The sequence below is a fragment of the Streptomyces sp. WM6372 genome, assembly GCF_001279655.1.
GTDB lineage: Bacteria > Actinomycetota > Actinomycetes > Streptomycetales > Streptomycetaceae > Streptomyces.
The window spans coordinates 47,336-61,741 of sequence record NZ_LGDB01000200.1 but is presented as its reverse complement, the minus strand read 5'-3'; the positions used below and the strand labels follow the sequence as shown (position 1 = coordinate 61,741).

Sequence of the window (14,406 nt, the reverse complement as noted above, 5' to 3'; positions counted from 1 at the left end):
ACCCTGCTCCTGCGTACGCTCCGCTTCCACGCCCGCCAGACCCTCAGGCCGCTGCGTCAGGAGCGCCGTACGGCCGTCTCGCCCGCGGGGCCCGCGGCCTGCGCCGCCTCATCGACCGGTGAGCCCAGCTGCGCCGGGACCCCGGCGATCGGGCCCGTGCCGAAAGGGTATTCGCGCAGCTTGCGCCAGACCCCGTCCGAGCCCTGCTCGTAGAGCGCGAAGCCGGTGCACGTCCACTGCGCCGCGTAGTCGGCGAGGGTGGCGAACGCCAGGTCCATCGCCTCCTCGGAGATGCCGTGGGCGACCGTGACGTGCGGGTGGTACGGGAACGCCAGCTCGCGGCTGAGCGGCCCGTCCGGGTCGCGGACCAGGCCCTGGAGCCGGGTGCAGCCCGTACCGCCCTCGACGACCTGGACGAAGACGACCGGAGAGAGCGGGCGGAACGTTCCGGTGCCCGCCAGGCGCATCCCGAAGGGGCCGAAGGCGGACGCGACCTCGGCCAGGTGGGCCCTGATCTCCGGCAGCCGGTCCGCCTCCACCTCGGTGGGCGGGACGAGGGTGACATGCGTGGGGATGCCGTGCGCGGCAACGTCCCCGAAGCCGGCGCGCAGCTGCTGGAGCTGGCTGCCGTACGGCTCCGGGACCGCGATCGAAACGCCGAGCGTTACGGTCCCCACGTATGTCTCCTCCGTCGTCTGGTGTGTACGGGTTGCGTACGGGTCCTGCCGACCCAGTGTGGGGCCAGCACCCCCCGGATTGCCAGGGCCTCCGGCGGTCAGTGCTTCGCGGGCACCAGACCGAGGCGGTCGTAGGCCTGCGCCAGGGTCTCGGCGGCGACCGCGCGGGCCTTCTCCGCGCCCTTGGCCAGGATGGAATCCAGGGTCTCCGGGTCGTCCAGGTACTCCTGGGTGCGCTGCTTGAACGGTGTGACGAAATCGACCATCACGCCGGCCAGGTCCGTCTTGAGCGCGCCGTAGCCCTTGCCCTCGTAGCGGGCCTCCAGGGCCGGGATCGACTCCCCCGTGAGGGTGGAGTAGATCGTGAGCAGGTTGCTGACGCCGGGCTTGTTCTCGGTGTCGAAGCGGACCTCGGCCTCGGTGTCGGTGACCGCGCTCTTGATCTTCTTCTCGGTGACCTTGGGCTCGTCGAGGAGGTTGATCAGGCCCTTGGGGGAGGACGCCGACTTCGACATCTTGATCGAGGGGTCCTGGAGGTCGTAGATCTTCGCGACCTCCTTGACGATGTGCGCGGCCGGGAGCGTGAAGGTCGGGCCGAAGCGCTGGTTGAAGCGCTCGGCCAGGTCGCGGGTCAGCTCGATGTGCTGGCGCTGGTCCTCGCCGACGGGCACCGCGTTGGCCTGGTACAGCAGGATGTCGGCGACCTGGAGGATCGGGTACGTGAACAGGCCGACGGTGGCGTTGTTGACGCCGCCCTTGGCGGACTTGTCCTTGAACTGGGTCATCCGGCTGGCCTCGCCGAAGCCGGTGATGCAGTTCATGACCCAGCCGAGCTGTGCGTGCTCGGGGACGTGGCTCTGGATGAAGAGCGTGCAGCGGTCCGGGTCGAGACCTGCGGCGAGCAGCTGCGCGGCGGAGAGCCGGGTGTTGGCGCGCAGGTCCTTCGGATCCTGCGGCACGGTGATCGCGTGCAGGTCGACGACCATGTAGAACGCGTCGTGCGTCTCCTGCAAGGCGACGTACTGGCGGATGGCTCCGAGGTAGTTCCCGAGGTGGAACGAGCCGGAGGTGGGCTGGATGCCGGAGAGCGCGCGAGGACGATCAGAAGCCATGGCTTCATTCTCTCAGGTGCGGCGGCCGCGGCGGTCCGCACCTGTCCGAAACCCCCGGGGCGGAGCCCCGGGGGTGGGACGGGTCGGAAGACGGTTCGGGGGGCCGGTCGGGAGACCGGTCGGGGGGCCGGTCAGGACAGCGGCAGGCCCGGGGCCGGGTAGGCCGACATCAGGTCCGCCACCTCGGTGCGGATGGCCGCCAGGGCCGGTTCGTCCTGCTTCGCCGCGGCGTCCACGGCTCGGGAGATCCAGTCCGCCACCAGCGGCATGTGGTCCGTCCCCAGGCCCCGCGAGGTCAGCGACGGGGTGCCGATGCGGATGCCGGACGGGTCGAACGGCTTGCGGGGGTCGAACGGGACCGTGTTGTAGTTCACGACGATCCCGGCGCGGTCCAGCGCCTTGGCCGCCACCTTGCCCGGCACCCCCCGCGAGGTCAGGTCCATCAGGATCAGGTGGTTGTCGGTACCGCCCGACACCAGGTCGAAGCCCAGGGCCAGCAGCGCCTCCGCCAGCGCCTTCGCGTTGGCGACCACCGCGTGCGCGTACGTCACGAACGACGGCTGCGCCGCCTCGTGCAGGGCCACCGCGATGCCCGCCGTCGTCTGGTTGTGCGGGCCGCCCTGGAGGCCCGGGAAGACCGCCTTGTCGATGGCCTTCGCGTGCTCCTCGCGGCACATCAGCATCGCGCCCCGCGGCCCGCGCAGCGTCTTGTGCGTGGTCGTGGAGACCACGTCCACGTGCCCGACCGGCGACGGGTGTGCCCCGCCCGCGATCAGGCCCGCGATGTGGGCCACGTCGGCGACGAGGACCGAGCCGGCCTCCTGGGCGATCGAGGCGAACGCCTCGAAGTCGATCGTGCGCGGGAGCGCCGTACCGCCACAGAAGATGATCTTCGGGCGCTCGGCCAGCGCGAGTTCGCGCACGGCGTCGTAGTCGATCAGCCCCGTCCCGGCGGACACCCCGTACTGCACGCCGCGGAACCAGGACCCCGTCGCCGAGACCCCCCAGCCGTGCGTCAGGTGGCCGCCCATCGGCAGGGCCATGCCCATCACCGTGTCGCCCGGCTTCGCGAAGGCCAGGTACACCGCGAGGTTCGCCGGAGAGCCGGAGTACGGCTGGACGTTGGCGTGGTCCACCCCGAACAGGCCCTTCGCCCGCTCGACGGCCAGCGCCTCGACGCGGTCGATGTTCTGCTGGCCCTCGTAGTAGCGGCGGCCCGGGTAACCCTCGCTGTACTTGTTCTGCAGCACCGTGCCGGAGGCTTCGAGCACGGCGGCGGACACGTAGTTCTCGCTCGGGATCAGGCGCAGTGTCTCCGCCTGAAGCGTTTCCTCGGCGGCGACGAAGGACGCCAGCTCGGGGTCGGCGGCGGTCAGGGCGGGGTGGCGGCTCGCGCTCATGGCGGCTCCTCCGGGGTCGATGTCAGATCTCGTCCCCGCGAGGCCCAGGCGAGCGGCCCTGTATGCGGTCGTGCGCGCACGACTCCCCCGGAGTTGGTTCTCCGTACGCCAGTCGCCGTGCGTACCGCTCACCTTAGCGGGCGGTCCACAAGAAAGGTTTCCCCGTCCGGTATACGAGCGACGTATAGCCGTATACAAGGTGACGTGACGCAGGTGACGACACCCCCGTCGCCTCCATCAGCCCCGTCACCTCCATCACGCCCGCCCCCGACGATCGGAGACCCCGTGTCGACAACTGCTGAAGCCCTGCGCTCCGCCGAGGCGCACAGCGCGCACAACTACCACCCGCTGCCCGTCGTCGTGGCGTCCGCGGAAGGCGCGTGGATGACGGACGTGGAAGGCCGCCGGTTCCTGGACATGCTCGCGGGCTACTCGGCGCTCAACTTCGGCCACGGCAACCGCCGTCTGCTCGATGCGGCCAAGGCGCAGCTGGAGCGGGTCACCCTCACCTCGCGGGCCTTCCACCACGACCGGTTCGCCGATTTCTGCAGCGAGCTCGCCGCGCTGTGCGGCAAGGAGATGGTGCTGCCGATGAACACGGGCGCGGAGGCCGTGGAGACGGCGGTGAAGACCGCCCGCAAGTGGGGTTACGAGGTCAAGGGCGTCCCGGACGGGCAGGCCAAGATCGTGGTCGCGGCCAACAACTTCCACGGCCGTACGACGACCATCGTGAGCTTCTCGACGGACCACGAGGCGCGCGACCACTACGGGCCCTACACCCCCGGGTTCGAGATCGTTCCGTACGGGGACCTCACCGCGCTGGCGGCGGCCGTCACGGCGAACACCGTGGCCGTGCTGCTGGAGCCGATCCAGGGCGAGGCCGGGGTACTGGTGCCGCCCGCCGGCTACCTCCAGGGCGTACGGGAGCTCACGCGCGAGCGGAACGTCCTGTTCATGGCGGACGAGATCCAGTCGGGTCTGGGCCGGACCGGCAAGACCTTCGCATGCGAGCACGAGGACGTCGTACCGGACGTGTACATCCTCGGCAAGGCGCTGGGCGGCGGCGTGGTCCCGGTCTCGGCCGTCATCGCCGACCGGGACGTGCTCGGGGTGTTCCGGCCCGGCGAGCACGGCTCCACCTTCGGCGGCAACCCGCTGGCCTGCGCGGTCGCCCTGGAGGTGATCGCGATGCTGCGCTCCGGCGAGCACCAGCAGCGCGCCGCCGAGCTCGGCGACCACCTGCACCGGGAGCTGAACCTGCTGGTCGGCGGCTCGGTGACCGCCGTACGCGGGCGCGGGCTGTGGGCGGGTGTCGACATCGACCCGGCGCACGGCACGGGCCGGGAGATCTCCGAGCGGCTGATGGAGCGGGGTGTGCTCGTCAAGGACACCCACGGGGCGACGATCCGCATCGCACCCCCGCTGGTGATCAGCAAGGAGGACCTGGACTGGGGCCTGGACCAGCTGCGGGAGGTGCTGGCCGCCTGACGGCGTTCGGCGGCGTTTCGACGGCGTGCACGGCCGGGCTCGCGCTGGTCCCGGCCGTGCACGCCGCCGCGGTGGACAGCGTGTGCGGTCCGCCGGACGATGGAAGGACCCTTGCGGGTGCGCGCCCCTGATCATTCCGGGCCGACCTCCGATGGGAGCACTCATGCACCGACGCAACCGACGCACGTTGATCTGCGCCGTCCTGACCTCCTGCGTCGCACTCGGCGGCGTCGCCGCACTCGCACCGCCCACCGCCGCGGCGGCGCCCGCCGCCAGCTGTACGGTCACCCCCGCCCCGAACGGGATGTCCGTCATCATCACCGGCGAGGGATTCACGCCCCCGCGCAACCTCAACGACGGTGAATCCACCGAGCCCTTGAACATCGACGCGGACGGGAACTTCCGCGTGCAGCGGTTCCAGAAGAACGTCGACTACACCGTCCTCGCGGTGAACGAGGACCAGCAGTTCGTCTTCGTGAACTGCAAGGTCGGGCCGGCGGGCACTCCCCCGGCCCCGCAGTCGCCCAAGAAGGACTTCGAGCAGGGTTACGCGGCCGGGTTCTCGGCCGGCAGGCAGGCGGGCAAGACGGACTGCGCCGGCAAGCCGCCCGAGCCGGACCAGAGCCAGACGCGATCCGACGCCTACGTGAAGGGCTGGACGGCAGGCGCCGACAACGGCTTCAAGATCACCTGCGCGAACCGCTAGAGGATGACGTGGGGCAGGAAGCGGGCGTACTCGTCCGTGACCGGGCCCGCCGATTCGCGAATGCCCAGGCCCGCCGCCTCCTCCTCGACGACCCAGGCGCCGAGCACCACGCGGTTGCCGTCGAAGTCGGGGAGCGGGGCCAGGCCCTGGAAGACGTACGTCTCCCCCTCGGCCGGCGTGAACGGCTCGTCGCCGCCGGCCGGGTGCAGGGTGACCCCGGCGCCCTCGCGGCCCAGCAGCGGCTTCGCCGCGTACCCGGTGGTCTCCGCGAGCTCGCGCGGGCCGTCGAGGTAGGCGGGCAGCAGGTTCGGGTGCTCCGGGAAGAGCTCCCACAGGATCGCCAGCAGCGCCTTGTTGGACAGCAGCATCTTCCACAGCGGCTCGATCCAGGTGGTGGTCCCGGAGCCGCCGCCGTGGTCGTACGTGCCGAGGACCTGCGGGCCGAACGTGTCGGTGGCCAGCCACTCCCACGGGTAGAGCTTGAAGCAGCTGCGGATGAAGCCGAGCCCCCGGTCGACGAACCGGCCCGACAGGCTGTCCCAGCCGATCTGTTCGACGGACAGCTCCACGGTCGCCAGGCCCGCCTGCTCGGCGGTCTCCTGGAGGTAGGCGACCGTCATCAGGTCCTCGCCGAGCTCGTCCGTCTCGGAGTGCGCGAAGTGGACCGGGCCGGGCGGCAGCAGTTCCGCCTGCCGGCGCCAGGCTTCGACGAGCCGCTCGTGGAGGGAGTTCCACTGGTCGGCGCCGGGGAAGCGCTCCTCCATCCAGAACCACTGCGGACTGGCCGCCTCCACGAGGGAGGTCGGGGTGTCGGCGTTGTACTCCAGCATCTTGGCCGGGCTGCCGGAGCCGTCGTAGCGCAGGTCGAACCGGCCGTAGAGGGAGGGCTGTTCGGCGCGCCGGCGCCAGGACTCGGCGATGAGCCGCGCGAGGCGCGCATCGGTGATGCCGAGGTCGGCGAAGCGGTCGTGCTCGACGATGTGCGCGGCCGCGGCCAGGCACATGGCGTGCAGCTCCTCGACGACGTTCTCCAGCGCCTCCACCTCGGGGAGCGAGAAGGAGTAGTACGCGCTCTCGTCCCAGTAGGGGCGCAGGGAGTCGTCGGGGTAGCGGGTGAGGGGGTAGATCAGCCCCTGCTCCTCGACGGTCTTCTGCCAGTCGGGGCGCGGCTCGATGGTGTGGCGCTGCACGCTGGATCAGCCGCCCGAGGAGCTCTTGTGGCTGCCGCCGATGCCGCCGCGGGTGACGGCGGACTTGTCGAAGCTGCCGCCGCTGACGCGGTTGTTGGAGGCGCTGGAGCCGCCGTAGTAGTACGCGCCGCGGCCGCCGCTCTTGCACTCCTTGGTGTTCAGCTTCTCCAGGGTGACGCGGTCCGCGCAGCGCTTGTCGGGCTCGCTGCTGCTGCCGCAGGCCACGAGGGCGGCGGCGAGCAGGCCCATGCCGCCGAGGGCGACGCCGCCGGAGCGCATGCGGCGTCGGGTGGTGCCGGTGGTGTTGCTGCTGCTCGTACTGCTGTCGTCCATGGCGGACAGACTAGAACGGGGCGGCGAAGCGATGGAATCCGGCCGTCGAAACCCCCGCATGACCTCCATGATCTAGAGTCATTTCGTGCTCCTTGGGATGGTTTGCGCGCTCGGTGCGGCGGTCTGTTTCGGTACGGCGTCGGTGCTCCAGGCGATGGCCGCGCGGGCGGCGGAGCCGGGGACCGGGTCCGGGCTGGACACCGCGCTGCTGCTGCGGGCGGCCCGGCAGTGGCGGTACGTGGCGGGCCTGGGGCTGGACGCGGCCGGGTTCGTCCTCCAGATCGTGGCGCTGCGGAACCTCCCGATCTACACGGTGGGGGCGGCGCTGGCGGCGAGCCTCGCGGTGACGGCGGTGGTCTCGGCTCGGCTGCTGCACGTACGGCTGAGCGGGGCCGAGTGGGGCGCGGTGGGGATGGTGTGCGCGGGGCTGGCGATGCTGGCGCTGGCGTCGGGCGAGGAGGGCTCGGGGACGGGTTCGTTCGCGCTGAAACTGGGGCTGCTGGGAGTGGCGGTACTGGTGCTGCTGGTGGGGGCGGTGGCCGGGGGGCTCCCGGACCCGACGCGGGCGCTGGTCCTCGGTCTGGCGGCGGGGACGGGGTTCGGGGTGGTGGAGGTGGCGGTCCGCCTCATCGACGACGTCTCGCTCGCGTCGTTCGCGAACCCGGCGCTGTACGCACTCCTGCTGGGCGGCGGCGCGGCGTTCCTCCTGCTCACCTCGGCGCTCCAGCGCGGCTCGGTGACGGTGGCCACGGCGGGCATGGTGCTCGGCGAGACGATCGGCCCGGCGGTGGTGGGCGTGGTCTGGCTCGGCGACCGCACCCGCGAGGGCCTGGCCTGGCTGGCGGTCCTCGGCTTCGCGGTGGCGGTGGCCGGCGCCCTGGCCCTGGCCCGCTTCGGCGAACCGCCGAACCCGAACCCGGAGCCGGAGCCGGCGCGTCCCGGCCCCGTCGACGCCTGAGGCGCGGGGTTCGCCCCGGTGCGGCGAGGGGCCGCACCGGACGCCGCGGGTCAGGCAGGACCGTGCGGACACCCCCTACGGCAGAGCGGCGAGCAGGGCCGTCAGGGTCGCCGACCAGGCGCTCGTGGGCGGGGTGCCGTAGCCGACCACCAGCGCCTCCCGCCGGGGGAGCTCCGCGTCCGGGTGGGCGAAGAAGGACAGGGGCACCACCGCCAGGTCCTGCCAGGCCGCGGCCCGCAGGGCCGCGGCCTCGGTCCCCGCCGGGAGGTCCAGCACCGCGTGCAGGCCCGCCGCGACGCCCGACACCGCCACCCGGCCGGAAACCGCCGCGACCAGTTCGTCCCGGCGCCGCCGGTACCGCAGCCGCATCCCGCGCACGTGCCGGTCGTAGGCCCCGGACCGGATGAACTCCGCCAGCGTCAGCTGGTCCAGGGCGCTCGACGTCCAGTCGGTCTTCCCCTTCGCCGCGACGACCTCGTCCAGCAGCCCCGGCGGCACCACCATCCACCCCATCCGCAGCCCCGGCGCGAGCGACTTGCTCACCGTGCCGAGGTACACCACGCGGTCCGGATCCAGGCCCTGCAACGCGCCCACCGCCTGGCGGTCGTAGCGGAACTCCCCGTCGTAGTCGTCCTCCACGATCAGCCCGCCCGTGCTCCGGGCCCAGTCGACCGCCGCCGCCCGGCGGGCCGGGGTCAGCGCCGCCCCGGTGGGGAACTGGTGCGCGGGGGTCAGCAGCACCGCCCCGGCGCCCTCGCCCACCGGCCCCGACAGGTCCTGCGTCCGGGCGCCCGCGTCGTCCACCGCCAGCGGCCGGGTCCGCAGCCCCGCCCGCGTCAGCGTGTCCCGGTGCATGTAGAGGCCGTACCCCTCCACCGCCACGTCCCGTACCCGGCGCGCCCGCAGCACCCCCGCCAGCAGCATCAGCGCGTGCGCGAACCCCGCGCACAGCACGATCCGCTCCGGGTCCGCGTACACCCCGCGCGCCCGCGCCAGGTACCCGGCGAGCGCCTCCCGCAGCTCCACCCGGCCGCGCGCGTCGATCGCGTACCCGAAGGCCTCGTTCGGCGCGTCCGTCAGCGCCCGCCGGGCCGCCGTCAGCCAGGCGGCCCGCGGGAAGGCGCCCAGGTCCGGGGTGCCGGGCACCAGGCTGTACGAGTGCCGCCGGGGCGAGGGGTGGCGGACCCGGGCGGACCCGGCGGGCCGCAGCGGCCGGGCCCGTTCCGCGACCCGGGTGCCCGAGCCCTGGCGGGCCGTCAGCCAGCCCTCGGCGACGAGCTCGGCGTACGCCTCCGCGACCGTGTTCCGCGCGATCCCGAGGTCGGCGGCGAAGGAGCGCGAGGACGGCAGCCGGGTCCCGGGCGCCAGCCGCCCGCTGCGCGCGGCCTCGCGCAGCGCGTCGACGAGCCCGGCGCGCACGCCGCGCCCGGCGGAGAGGTCCAGATGCAGGTCAGCGCCGAAATCGGCACCGGCACCGCCGCCCGCGCCACCCGTCCCGTTCTCGGAAGTGGCCCATGATTCCGTCATGGATATGGACCATACGGGCGGGCCGCCTGCTTCTTAAAGTGGAGACATGACCACCACGTACGAAGACACCACCGCACACGCACCCGAGCACACCCCCCGCATGGGCTGGGCCAAGCACGCACCCGAGGTTTACAAGGCGATCGTGGGCCTGGAGATGGCCGCGAGGAAGGGCCTGGACCCGGCCCTGATCGAACTGGTCAAGATCCGCGCCTCGCAGCTGAACCACTGCGCGTTCTGCCTGGACATGCACACCAAGGACGCCATCGCCGCCGGCGAGAGCGTCGAGCGGATCATCCAGCTCAGCGCCCTGGAGGAGTCGCGCCACTTCTACACCGAGAAGGAAGTGGCCGCGATCGAGCTGACCGAGGCCGTGACCGTCCTGACCGACGGATTCGTTCCCGACCACGTGTACGAGAAGGCGGCGAAGCACTTCGACGAGAAGGAGCTCTCCCACCTGATCGCCATGATCGCGACGATCAACGTCTGGAACCGCTTCGCGGTCACCACGCGCATGGTCCCGGGCCACTACACCCCGGGCATGTTCAAGTAGCAGGCGGACGGCCGGCCGGGCTGAAGACCCCTCTCAGTCCGGCCGGAACGAGCCCAGGGCCGCCGCCATGCGCGTACGGACGGCCTTGGCCTCGCGGGCCGGGCCGTAGCCCATCAGCACCCAGCGGCTGCCGTCGGACGCGACGGTCAGCCGCCCGATGGCGTGCGCGGTCCCTTTCGTTTCCCCGTCGGGGATCTCGTAGACGAGCTCGCAGCCGGTGGTGTCCCTCGATTCGAGCGAGATCCGCCGGTAGCCGTCCCGGGAGCTGAGTTCCCTGGTGCCCTCGACCAGGACCTCGCACGGGTTGTCGGGGCCGCCGGTGACCCGGAAGACCTGGAGCAGGACGCCCCGGCCCTGCCCGGGGCGGAACACCGTGCCGGCCGCGCTCCCGCTCTCGGCCGTGCTGAGCTCCCAGTCGTCCGGGACCGCCACCTGGAACCCCGACCCGGCGCTGCGCAGCACCTTGTAGCCGTCGGGCAGGGCCGTGGGGGCCGCCATCAGGTACGAGGCGCCCAGCGCGGCTCCGCCGGCGGCCACCGCCACGCCGATCGCGATCCCGAGGCGGAGCCGCCACCGGCGCCCCGTGCGCCGCGCGGGCCGGGCGCCGGCCGGGGCGTCGGCGCCGGCCGGGGCGTCGGCGTCCGCCGGGCCCTCCGTGTCCGCCGGGGCCTCCGCGTCCTCGGGGGTCTGCGGGTCCTCAGGGGCCTCCCGGTCCTCCCGGTCCTCCCGGTCCGGCGGCGCGGTGCCCGGCGGGTAGGCGGGCTTCGGCGGGATCTTCGGCCCCGCGCGCCCCGGCTCCGCGCGCCCGGCCTCGGGATCCGGGCGCCCCCGTCGGTCGCGCCGCTCCGGGTCCTGCGGGCGCTCCCACCGCTGCGACTGCGGGTTCCAGCGGGCGGGGCCGCTCCCCGGGGCCACGGATCACCCCCCGAACGAGGTCAGCAGGGCGGCCAGCGCGGTGGCCGCGCTCACCGAGTCCACCAGCGGGGCCCAGCGTTCCAGCGCCCCGCGCAGCCGGGCGGGCAGGCCCGGCCGGACCCCCTCGCCGCCCGCCGTCTCCAACTCATCCGCCGCCGCGTCCAGTTCGGCGTCGAGGGCGGCCCTCCCGTCGCTCCGGGGCAGCCGTACGAGGGCCGCGCGGAGGTCCCGTACGGCCTCCAGCAACTCCTGCGCCGTCGGCCCGGCCGCACCGGCGTCCGTCCCCGTACCGCCGTGGTTGACCGTGCTGTTGCTGACGTCCGTGCCGCCGATGCTGAAGGCGCTGCCCCGTACGTCGCCGATCCGCACCGAGGGCTGCCCGGCGCCTTCGCCTTCGCTATTGGCCACTTCTGCTCTCCTTGCCCGCGCGCACGCGCCCGTCCTTCCGGTCCGACGTGTCCTTGCCCTGGTTCACCGTGCTGTTGTGGCTCACGCCGTTGATGCCGAAGGCGCTGTTGCTCACCGACTGGATGAACACCCCGCCCTCCGCGACGTTGACGGCGCGCTCCGCGAACTCCTCGGTGTGCCAGCCCGCGTCGTGCAGCGCCTGCGTCACCCCGCCGACGATGCGCTCCTGGATGGTCTTCACGTACCGGTCCAGGTCCATCAGCTGGAACAGCGACAGCTCCCGCTGCGAGGCGAGTTCGCGTACGGACGCGGCCGGCCCCGCCGCGTACGCGACGCCGTGACCGGCGGTCGCCAACCGCCACGGGAGCCGGCAGGCCCCGCCGAGGGTGGCGAGGGCCACGCCGAGCGAGCCGGGGGCGTTGCTGAGGGCCAGCAGCACCTTGGCGATCGGGGTGTTGCGGCGGTGGCGCCGGGCGATGTCGTCGGCGCGCTGGAAATCGGGGCGCACCGGCAGCAGCACGTGCGGGGCGACCTCCAGCATCAGCATGCCGCCCTGCGTGTGGACCCGGATGAACACGGTGATGACGAGGTTCTCGTCCCAGCCGCCGATCCGGACGCGCAGGAAGTGCCGGCGCCGCTCTCCGCCTTCCTCGACCGCCGCGGCGCGGTGTTCGGCGAACGCCTCCTCCGACACGTCGACCGCGTCCACGTCGGGCAGTCCGGCGGCCGGCAGGAACACGCACTCGTCGATGACCAGCTCGCGCAGCCGGTCCAGTACGCTCGCCTCCGCCCGCTCGGAGCTGCCCGGCGAGGGGACCCGCAGGGCCTCCAGCTTGGGCCGGATCCGCTCGATGATCCCCGCGTTGTCGAGGCTGCGGGCCCCCGCTCCGGCGCGCGGGCGCAGCTCCACCGTCAGCTGCCACGGCAGACGGGCCTGGCCGGCCCCGCAGAACGGGTTGTCGATGTCGTACAGGACCACCTGCGCGTGCTGCATGCGCAGGATCCGGTCCTGGGCCCGGTGGAAGCGCGGGCCCCCGACCGGGTCGGCCTCCCAGTCCGCGTAGTGCGCGCGGCTGAGCTTGGAGTTGATGGTCTGCGCGAAGTGCCCGCGCTGGAAGTAGACGAGCAGCGTGACCAGTACCGCGATCAGGATGACCGTCCACGAGTAGGCCTCGCCGTAGTACTGGCCGATCCGGGGCACCTCCATGAAGATGCCGAGCGGGTCGGTCTCCAGGACGTGCCCGAGGTACTGGCCGAGATAGCTCAGGTCCGGGGTGCCCAGGAAGCCCTCGAAGCCCGCGTCGTCCGCGAAGAAGCCGCGGAGCACGCCCCACAGGATCCGGCCGAGGAGGTAGGCGGCGCAGGCGCGCAGGATCCATTCGAAGGCCCGGCCGCCCCGGCCGGTCCGCTCGCGGCGCTTCTTGATGCGGCCGGCCCCGCTCAGGAGCAGCGCGGGGACGAGCAGGAAGAGGAAGAACGTGCGGGTGAGGAGGAGGCCGAGGCCCCACACCGCGACGATCGCCGCCGACCAGGCCACTTCGGCGCGCAGGGCGCGCAGGGCGTGGGCGAGGACGCGGGCGGCGTCGAACCCGTAGGAGGGTGCGGGGAACCGTTCCTCGTGAACGTACAGCTCCTCGATCACCCGGTCGCGGTAGGTGGGGTCGAGGTACGCGCCGGCGCACAGCAGGCGTCCCGCCTCTGTCGCCACGGGGTCCACGGGGGCCCTGCCGTCGGATGTGCCGCTCACGGGTTCTCCTCGCTCGGGAGGAGGGCAACCGTACGGCGCGCGGGGTGCGCGGGACAGGGCACTTCACGCCAAAAGGCCCCGGCGCGCGCGCCGGGGCCTTTCGGGTGTCGCGGGATCGGATCAGCCGGGTCGGACGGGGCGGCCGGGTCGTCGGCCGGGGCCCGTCAGGCCGGTCGGATCAGGCCGCTTCAGATCAGACCGAGCTCGCGGACCGCGTCGCGCTCCTCGACGAGCTCCGCCACGGACGCGTCGATGCGCGCACGGGAGAACTCGTTGATGTCCAGGCCCTGGACGATCTCGTACTTGCCGTCCTTGGTGGTGACGGGGAAGGAGGAGATGATGCCCTCCGGGACGCCGTAGGAGCCGTCCGACGGGATGCCCATGGAGGTCCAGTCGCCCGCGGCGGTGCCGTTGACCCACGTGTGGACGTGGTCGATGGCGGCGTTCGCGGCGGAGGCGGCCGAGGACGCGCCACGGGCCTCGATGATCGCGGCGCCGCGCTTGGCGACGGTCGGGATGAAGGTGTCGGCGAGCCACAGCTCGTCGCTGACGACCTCGGCGGCGTTCTTGCCGGCGATCTCCGCGTGGAAGATGTCCGGGTACTGGGTCGCCGAGTGGTTGCCCCAGATGGTGAGGCGCTTGATGTCGGAGACGGCGGCGCCGGTCTTGGCGGCCAGCTGCGAGATCGCGCGGTTGTGGTCGAGGCGGGTCATCGCGGTGAAGCGCTCGGCCGGTACGTCCGGGGCGGCGGCCTGCGCGATGAGCGCGTTGGTGTTGGCCGGGTTGCCGACGACGAGGACCTTGATGTCGTCCGCGGCGTGGTCGTTGATGGCCTTGCCCTGCGGCTTGAAGATGCCGCCGTTCGCGGAGAGCAGGTCGCCGCGCTCCATGCCCTTGGTGCGCGGGCGGGCGCCCACGAGCAGGGCGACGTTCGCACCCTCGAAGCCCGCGTTCGGGTCGTCGAAGATGTCGATGCCCTTGAGCAGCGGGAAGGCGCAGTCGTCGAGCTCCATGGCGGTGCCCTCGGCGGCCTTCATGCCCTGGGGGATCTCCAGGAGGCGGAGCTTGACCGGCACGTCCGCGCCGAGCAGGTGGCCGGACGCGATGCGGAAGAGCAGCGCGTAGCCGATCTGGCCGGCGGCGCCGGTGACGGTGACATTCACGGGAGTGCGGGTCATGGCCTTCTCCGTTAGACAGCTGGCGGTGGGGCGTCGCTGCCCCATGTGCTGGCGGACGCCGCTCCCCTGCGAATCTTGACGTGAAGAGACATCCGGCGTCAGGCTATCCGACCTTCCGGCGACCCAATCCCCCGGTCCGTGTGGTGCAGGGCACACGGACCGGGAGTTCGAAGGCCTGGAGGGGGATTTCCCCGCTCTTTTCGACCCTCTGACACCG

At 72.6% G+C, this 14,406-nt stretch carries 14 protein-coding genes and 1 riboswitch; of the genes, 4 read left to right on the top strand and 10 right to left on the bottom strand.

The window, feature by feature from the left end; all coding sequences use genetic code 11:
* Window positions 1–56 precede the first annotated feature (56 nt).
* The 3 genes from ADK52_RS24670 to glyA all read right to left on the bottom strand — a co-directional run bounded on the left by ADK52_RS24670 (window position 57) and on the right by glyA (window position 3,189).
* Window positions 57–677: a 2'-5' RNA ligase family protein gene (locus ADK52_RS24670; RefSeq protein WP_053692028.1), complete on the bottom strand. Its 621-nt coding sequence runs from the start codon at window positions 675–677 to the stop codon at window positions 57–59.
* 98 nt (window positions 678–775) lie between these two features.
* Window positions 776–1,789, bottom strand: coding sequence for a tryptophan--tRNA ligase (trpS, locus tag ADK52_RS24665; protein ID WP_053692027.1), 1,014 nt, complete (start codon window positions 1,787–1,789; stop codon window positions 776–778).
* A 131-nt stretch (window positions 1,790–1,920) separates the two neighbouring features.
* Window positions 1,921–3,189 carry a serine hydroxymethyltransferase gene (gene glyA / locus ADK52_RS24660; RefSeq protein WP_053692026.1) on the bottom strand — a complete coding sequence of 423 codons (1,269 nt, stop codon included), beginning with the start codon at window positions 3,187–3,189 and terminating at the stop codon, window positions 1,921–1,923.
* A gap of 35 nt (window positions 3,190–3,224) precedes the next feature.
* Window positions 3,225–3,315: riboswitch (ZMP/ZTP riboswitch) on the bottom strand.
* Between the two features lie 159 nt (window positions 3,316–3,474).
* Between glyA and rocD the strand changes: the two genes are divergently transcribed.
* Window positions 3,475–4,677, top strand: coding sequence for an ornithine--oxo-acid transaminase (rocD, locus tag ADK52_RS24655; RefSeq protein WP_053692025.1), 1,203 nt, complete (start codon window positions 3,475–3,477; stop codon window positions 4,675–4,677).
* Window positions 4,678–4,840: 163 nt separating this feature from the next.
* The gene (locus ADK52_RS24650; RefSeq protein WP_159046020.1) at window positions 4,841–5,383 is read left to right on the top strand and encodes a hypothetical protein; all 543 of its coding nucleotides are present in this window, start codon (window positions 4,841–4,843) and stop codon (window positions 5,381–5,383) included.
* On the opposite strand, the gene ADK52_RS24645 is transcribed toward ADK52_RS24650, so the two are convergent.
* Complete coding sequence (locus tag ADK52_RS24645; protein WP_053692023.1) at window positions 5,380–6,573, bottom strand: glutathionylspermidine synthase family protein; 1,194 nt, start codon at window positions 6,571–6,573, stop codon at window positions 5,380–5,382. The two genes, ADK52_RS24650 and ADK52_RS24645, sit on opposite strands and share 4 nt — an antisense overlap.
* A 6-nt stretch (window positions 6,574–6,579) precedes the next feature.
* Window positions 6,580–6,906 (bottom strand): hypothetical protein, encoded by a 327-nt coding sequence (locus ADK52_RS24640; protein WP_053692022.1) that lies wholly within the window; start codon window positions 6,904–6,906, stop codon window positions 6,580–6,582.
* A 97-nt stretch (window positions 6,907–7,003) separates the two neighbouring features.
* Here ADK52_RS24640 and ADK52_RS24635 point away from each other — a divergent pair, with 97 nt between their 5' ends.
* Window positions 7,004–7,864, top strand: a complete 861-nt coding sequence (locus tag ADK52_RS24635) for a hypothetical protein (protein WP_053692021.1) — start codon at window positions 7,004–7,006, stop codon at window positions 7,862–7,864.
* A 75-nt stretch (window positions 7,865–7,939) separates the two neighbouring features.
* Here ADK52_RS24635 and ADK52_RS24630 read toward each other — a convergent pair whose 3' ends face one another.
* Window positions 7,940–9,391, bottom strand: a complete 1,452-nt coding sequence (locus ADK52_RS24630) for a PLP-dependent aminotransferase family protein (RefSeq protein WP_053692020.1) — start codon at window positions 9,389–9,391, stop codon at window positions 7,940–7,942.
* A gap of 46 nt (window positions 9,392–9,437) precedes the next feature.
* Between ADK52_RS24630 and ADK52_RS24625 the strand changes: the two genes are divergently transcribed.
* Window positions 9,438–9,941, top strand: a complete 504-nt coding sequence (locus ADK52_RS24625; protein WP_053692019.1) for a carboxymuconolactone decarboxylase family protein — start codon at window positions 9,438–9,440, stop codon at window positions 9,939–9,941.
* Between the two features lie 33 nt (window positions 9,942–9,974).
* On the opposite strand, the gene ADK52_RS24620 is transcribed toward ADK52_RS24625, so the two are convergent.
* The 4 genes from ADK52_RS24620 to ADK52_RS24605 all read right to left on the bottom strand — a co-directional run bounded on the left by ADK52_RS24620 (window position 9,975) and on the right by ADK52_RS24605 (window position 14,189).
* Complete coding sequence (locus ADK52_RS24620) at window positions 9,975–10,856, bottom strand: hypothetical protein (protein ID WP_053692018.1); 882 nt, start codon at window positions 10,854–10,856, stop codon at window positions 9,975–9,977.
* Between the two features lie 3 nt (window positions 10,857–10,859).
* On the bottom strand, window positions 10,860–11,264 hold the full coding sequence (locus ADK52_RS24615; protein WP_053692017.1) for a hypothetical protein: 405 nt from the start codon (window positions 11,262–11,264) through the stop codon (window positions 10,860–10,862).
* On the bottom strand, window positions 11,254–13,011 hold the full coding sequence (locus tag ADK52_RS24610; RefSeq protein WP_053692016.1) for a hypothetical protein: 1,758 nt from the start codon (window positions 13,009–13,011) through the stop codon (window positions 11,254–11,256). Before ADK52_RS24610 ends, ADK52_RS24615 begins: the two co-directional genes overlap by 11 nt.
* A 188-nt stretch (window positions 13,012–13,199) precedes the next feature.
* A complete protein-coding gene (locus ADK52_RS24605) occupies window positions 13,200–14,189 on the bottom strand; it encodes a malate dehydrogenase (RefSeq protein WP_030154844.1) in 990 nt (329 codons plus the stop codon).
* Between the last annotated feature and the right edge of the window lie 217 nt (window positions 14,190–14,406).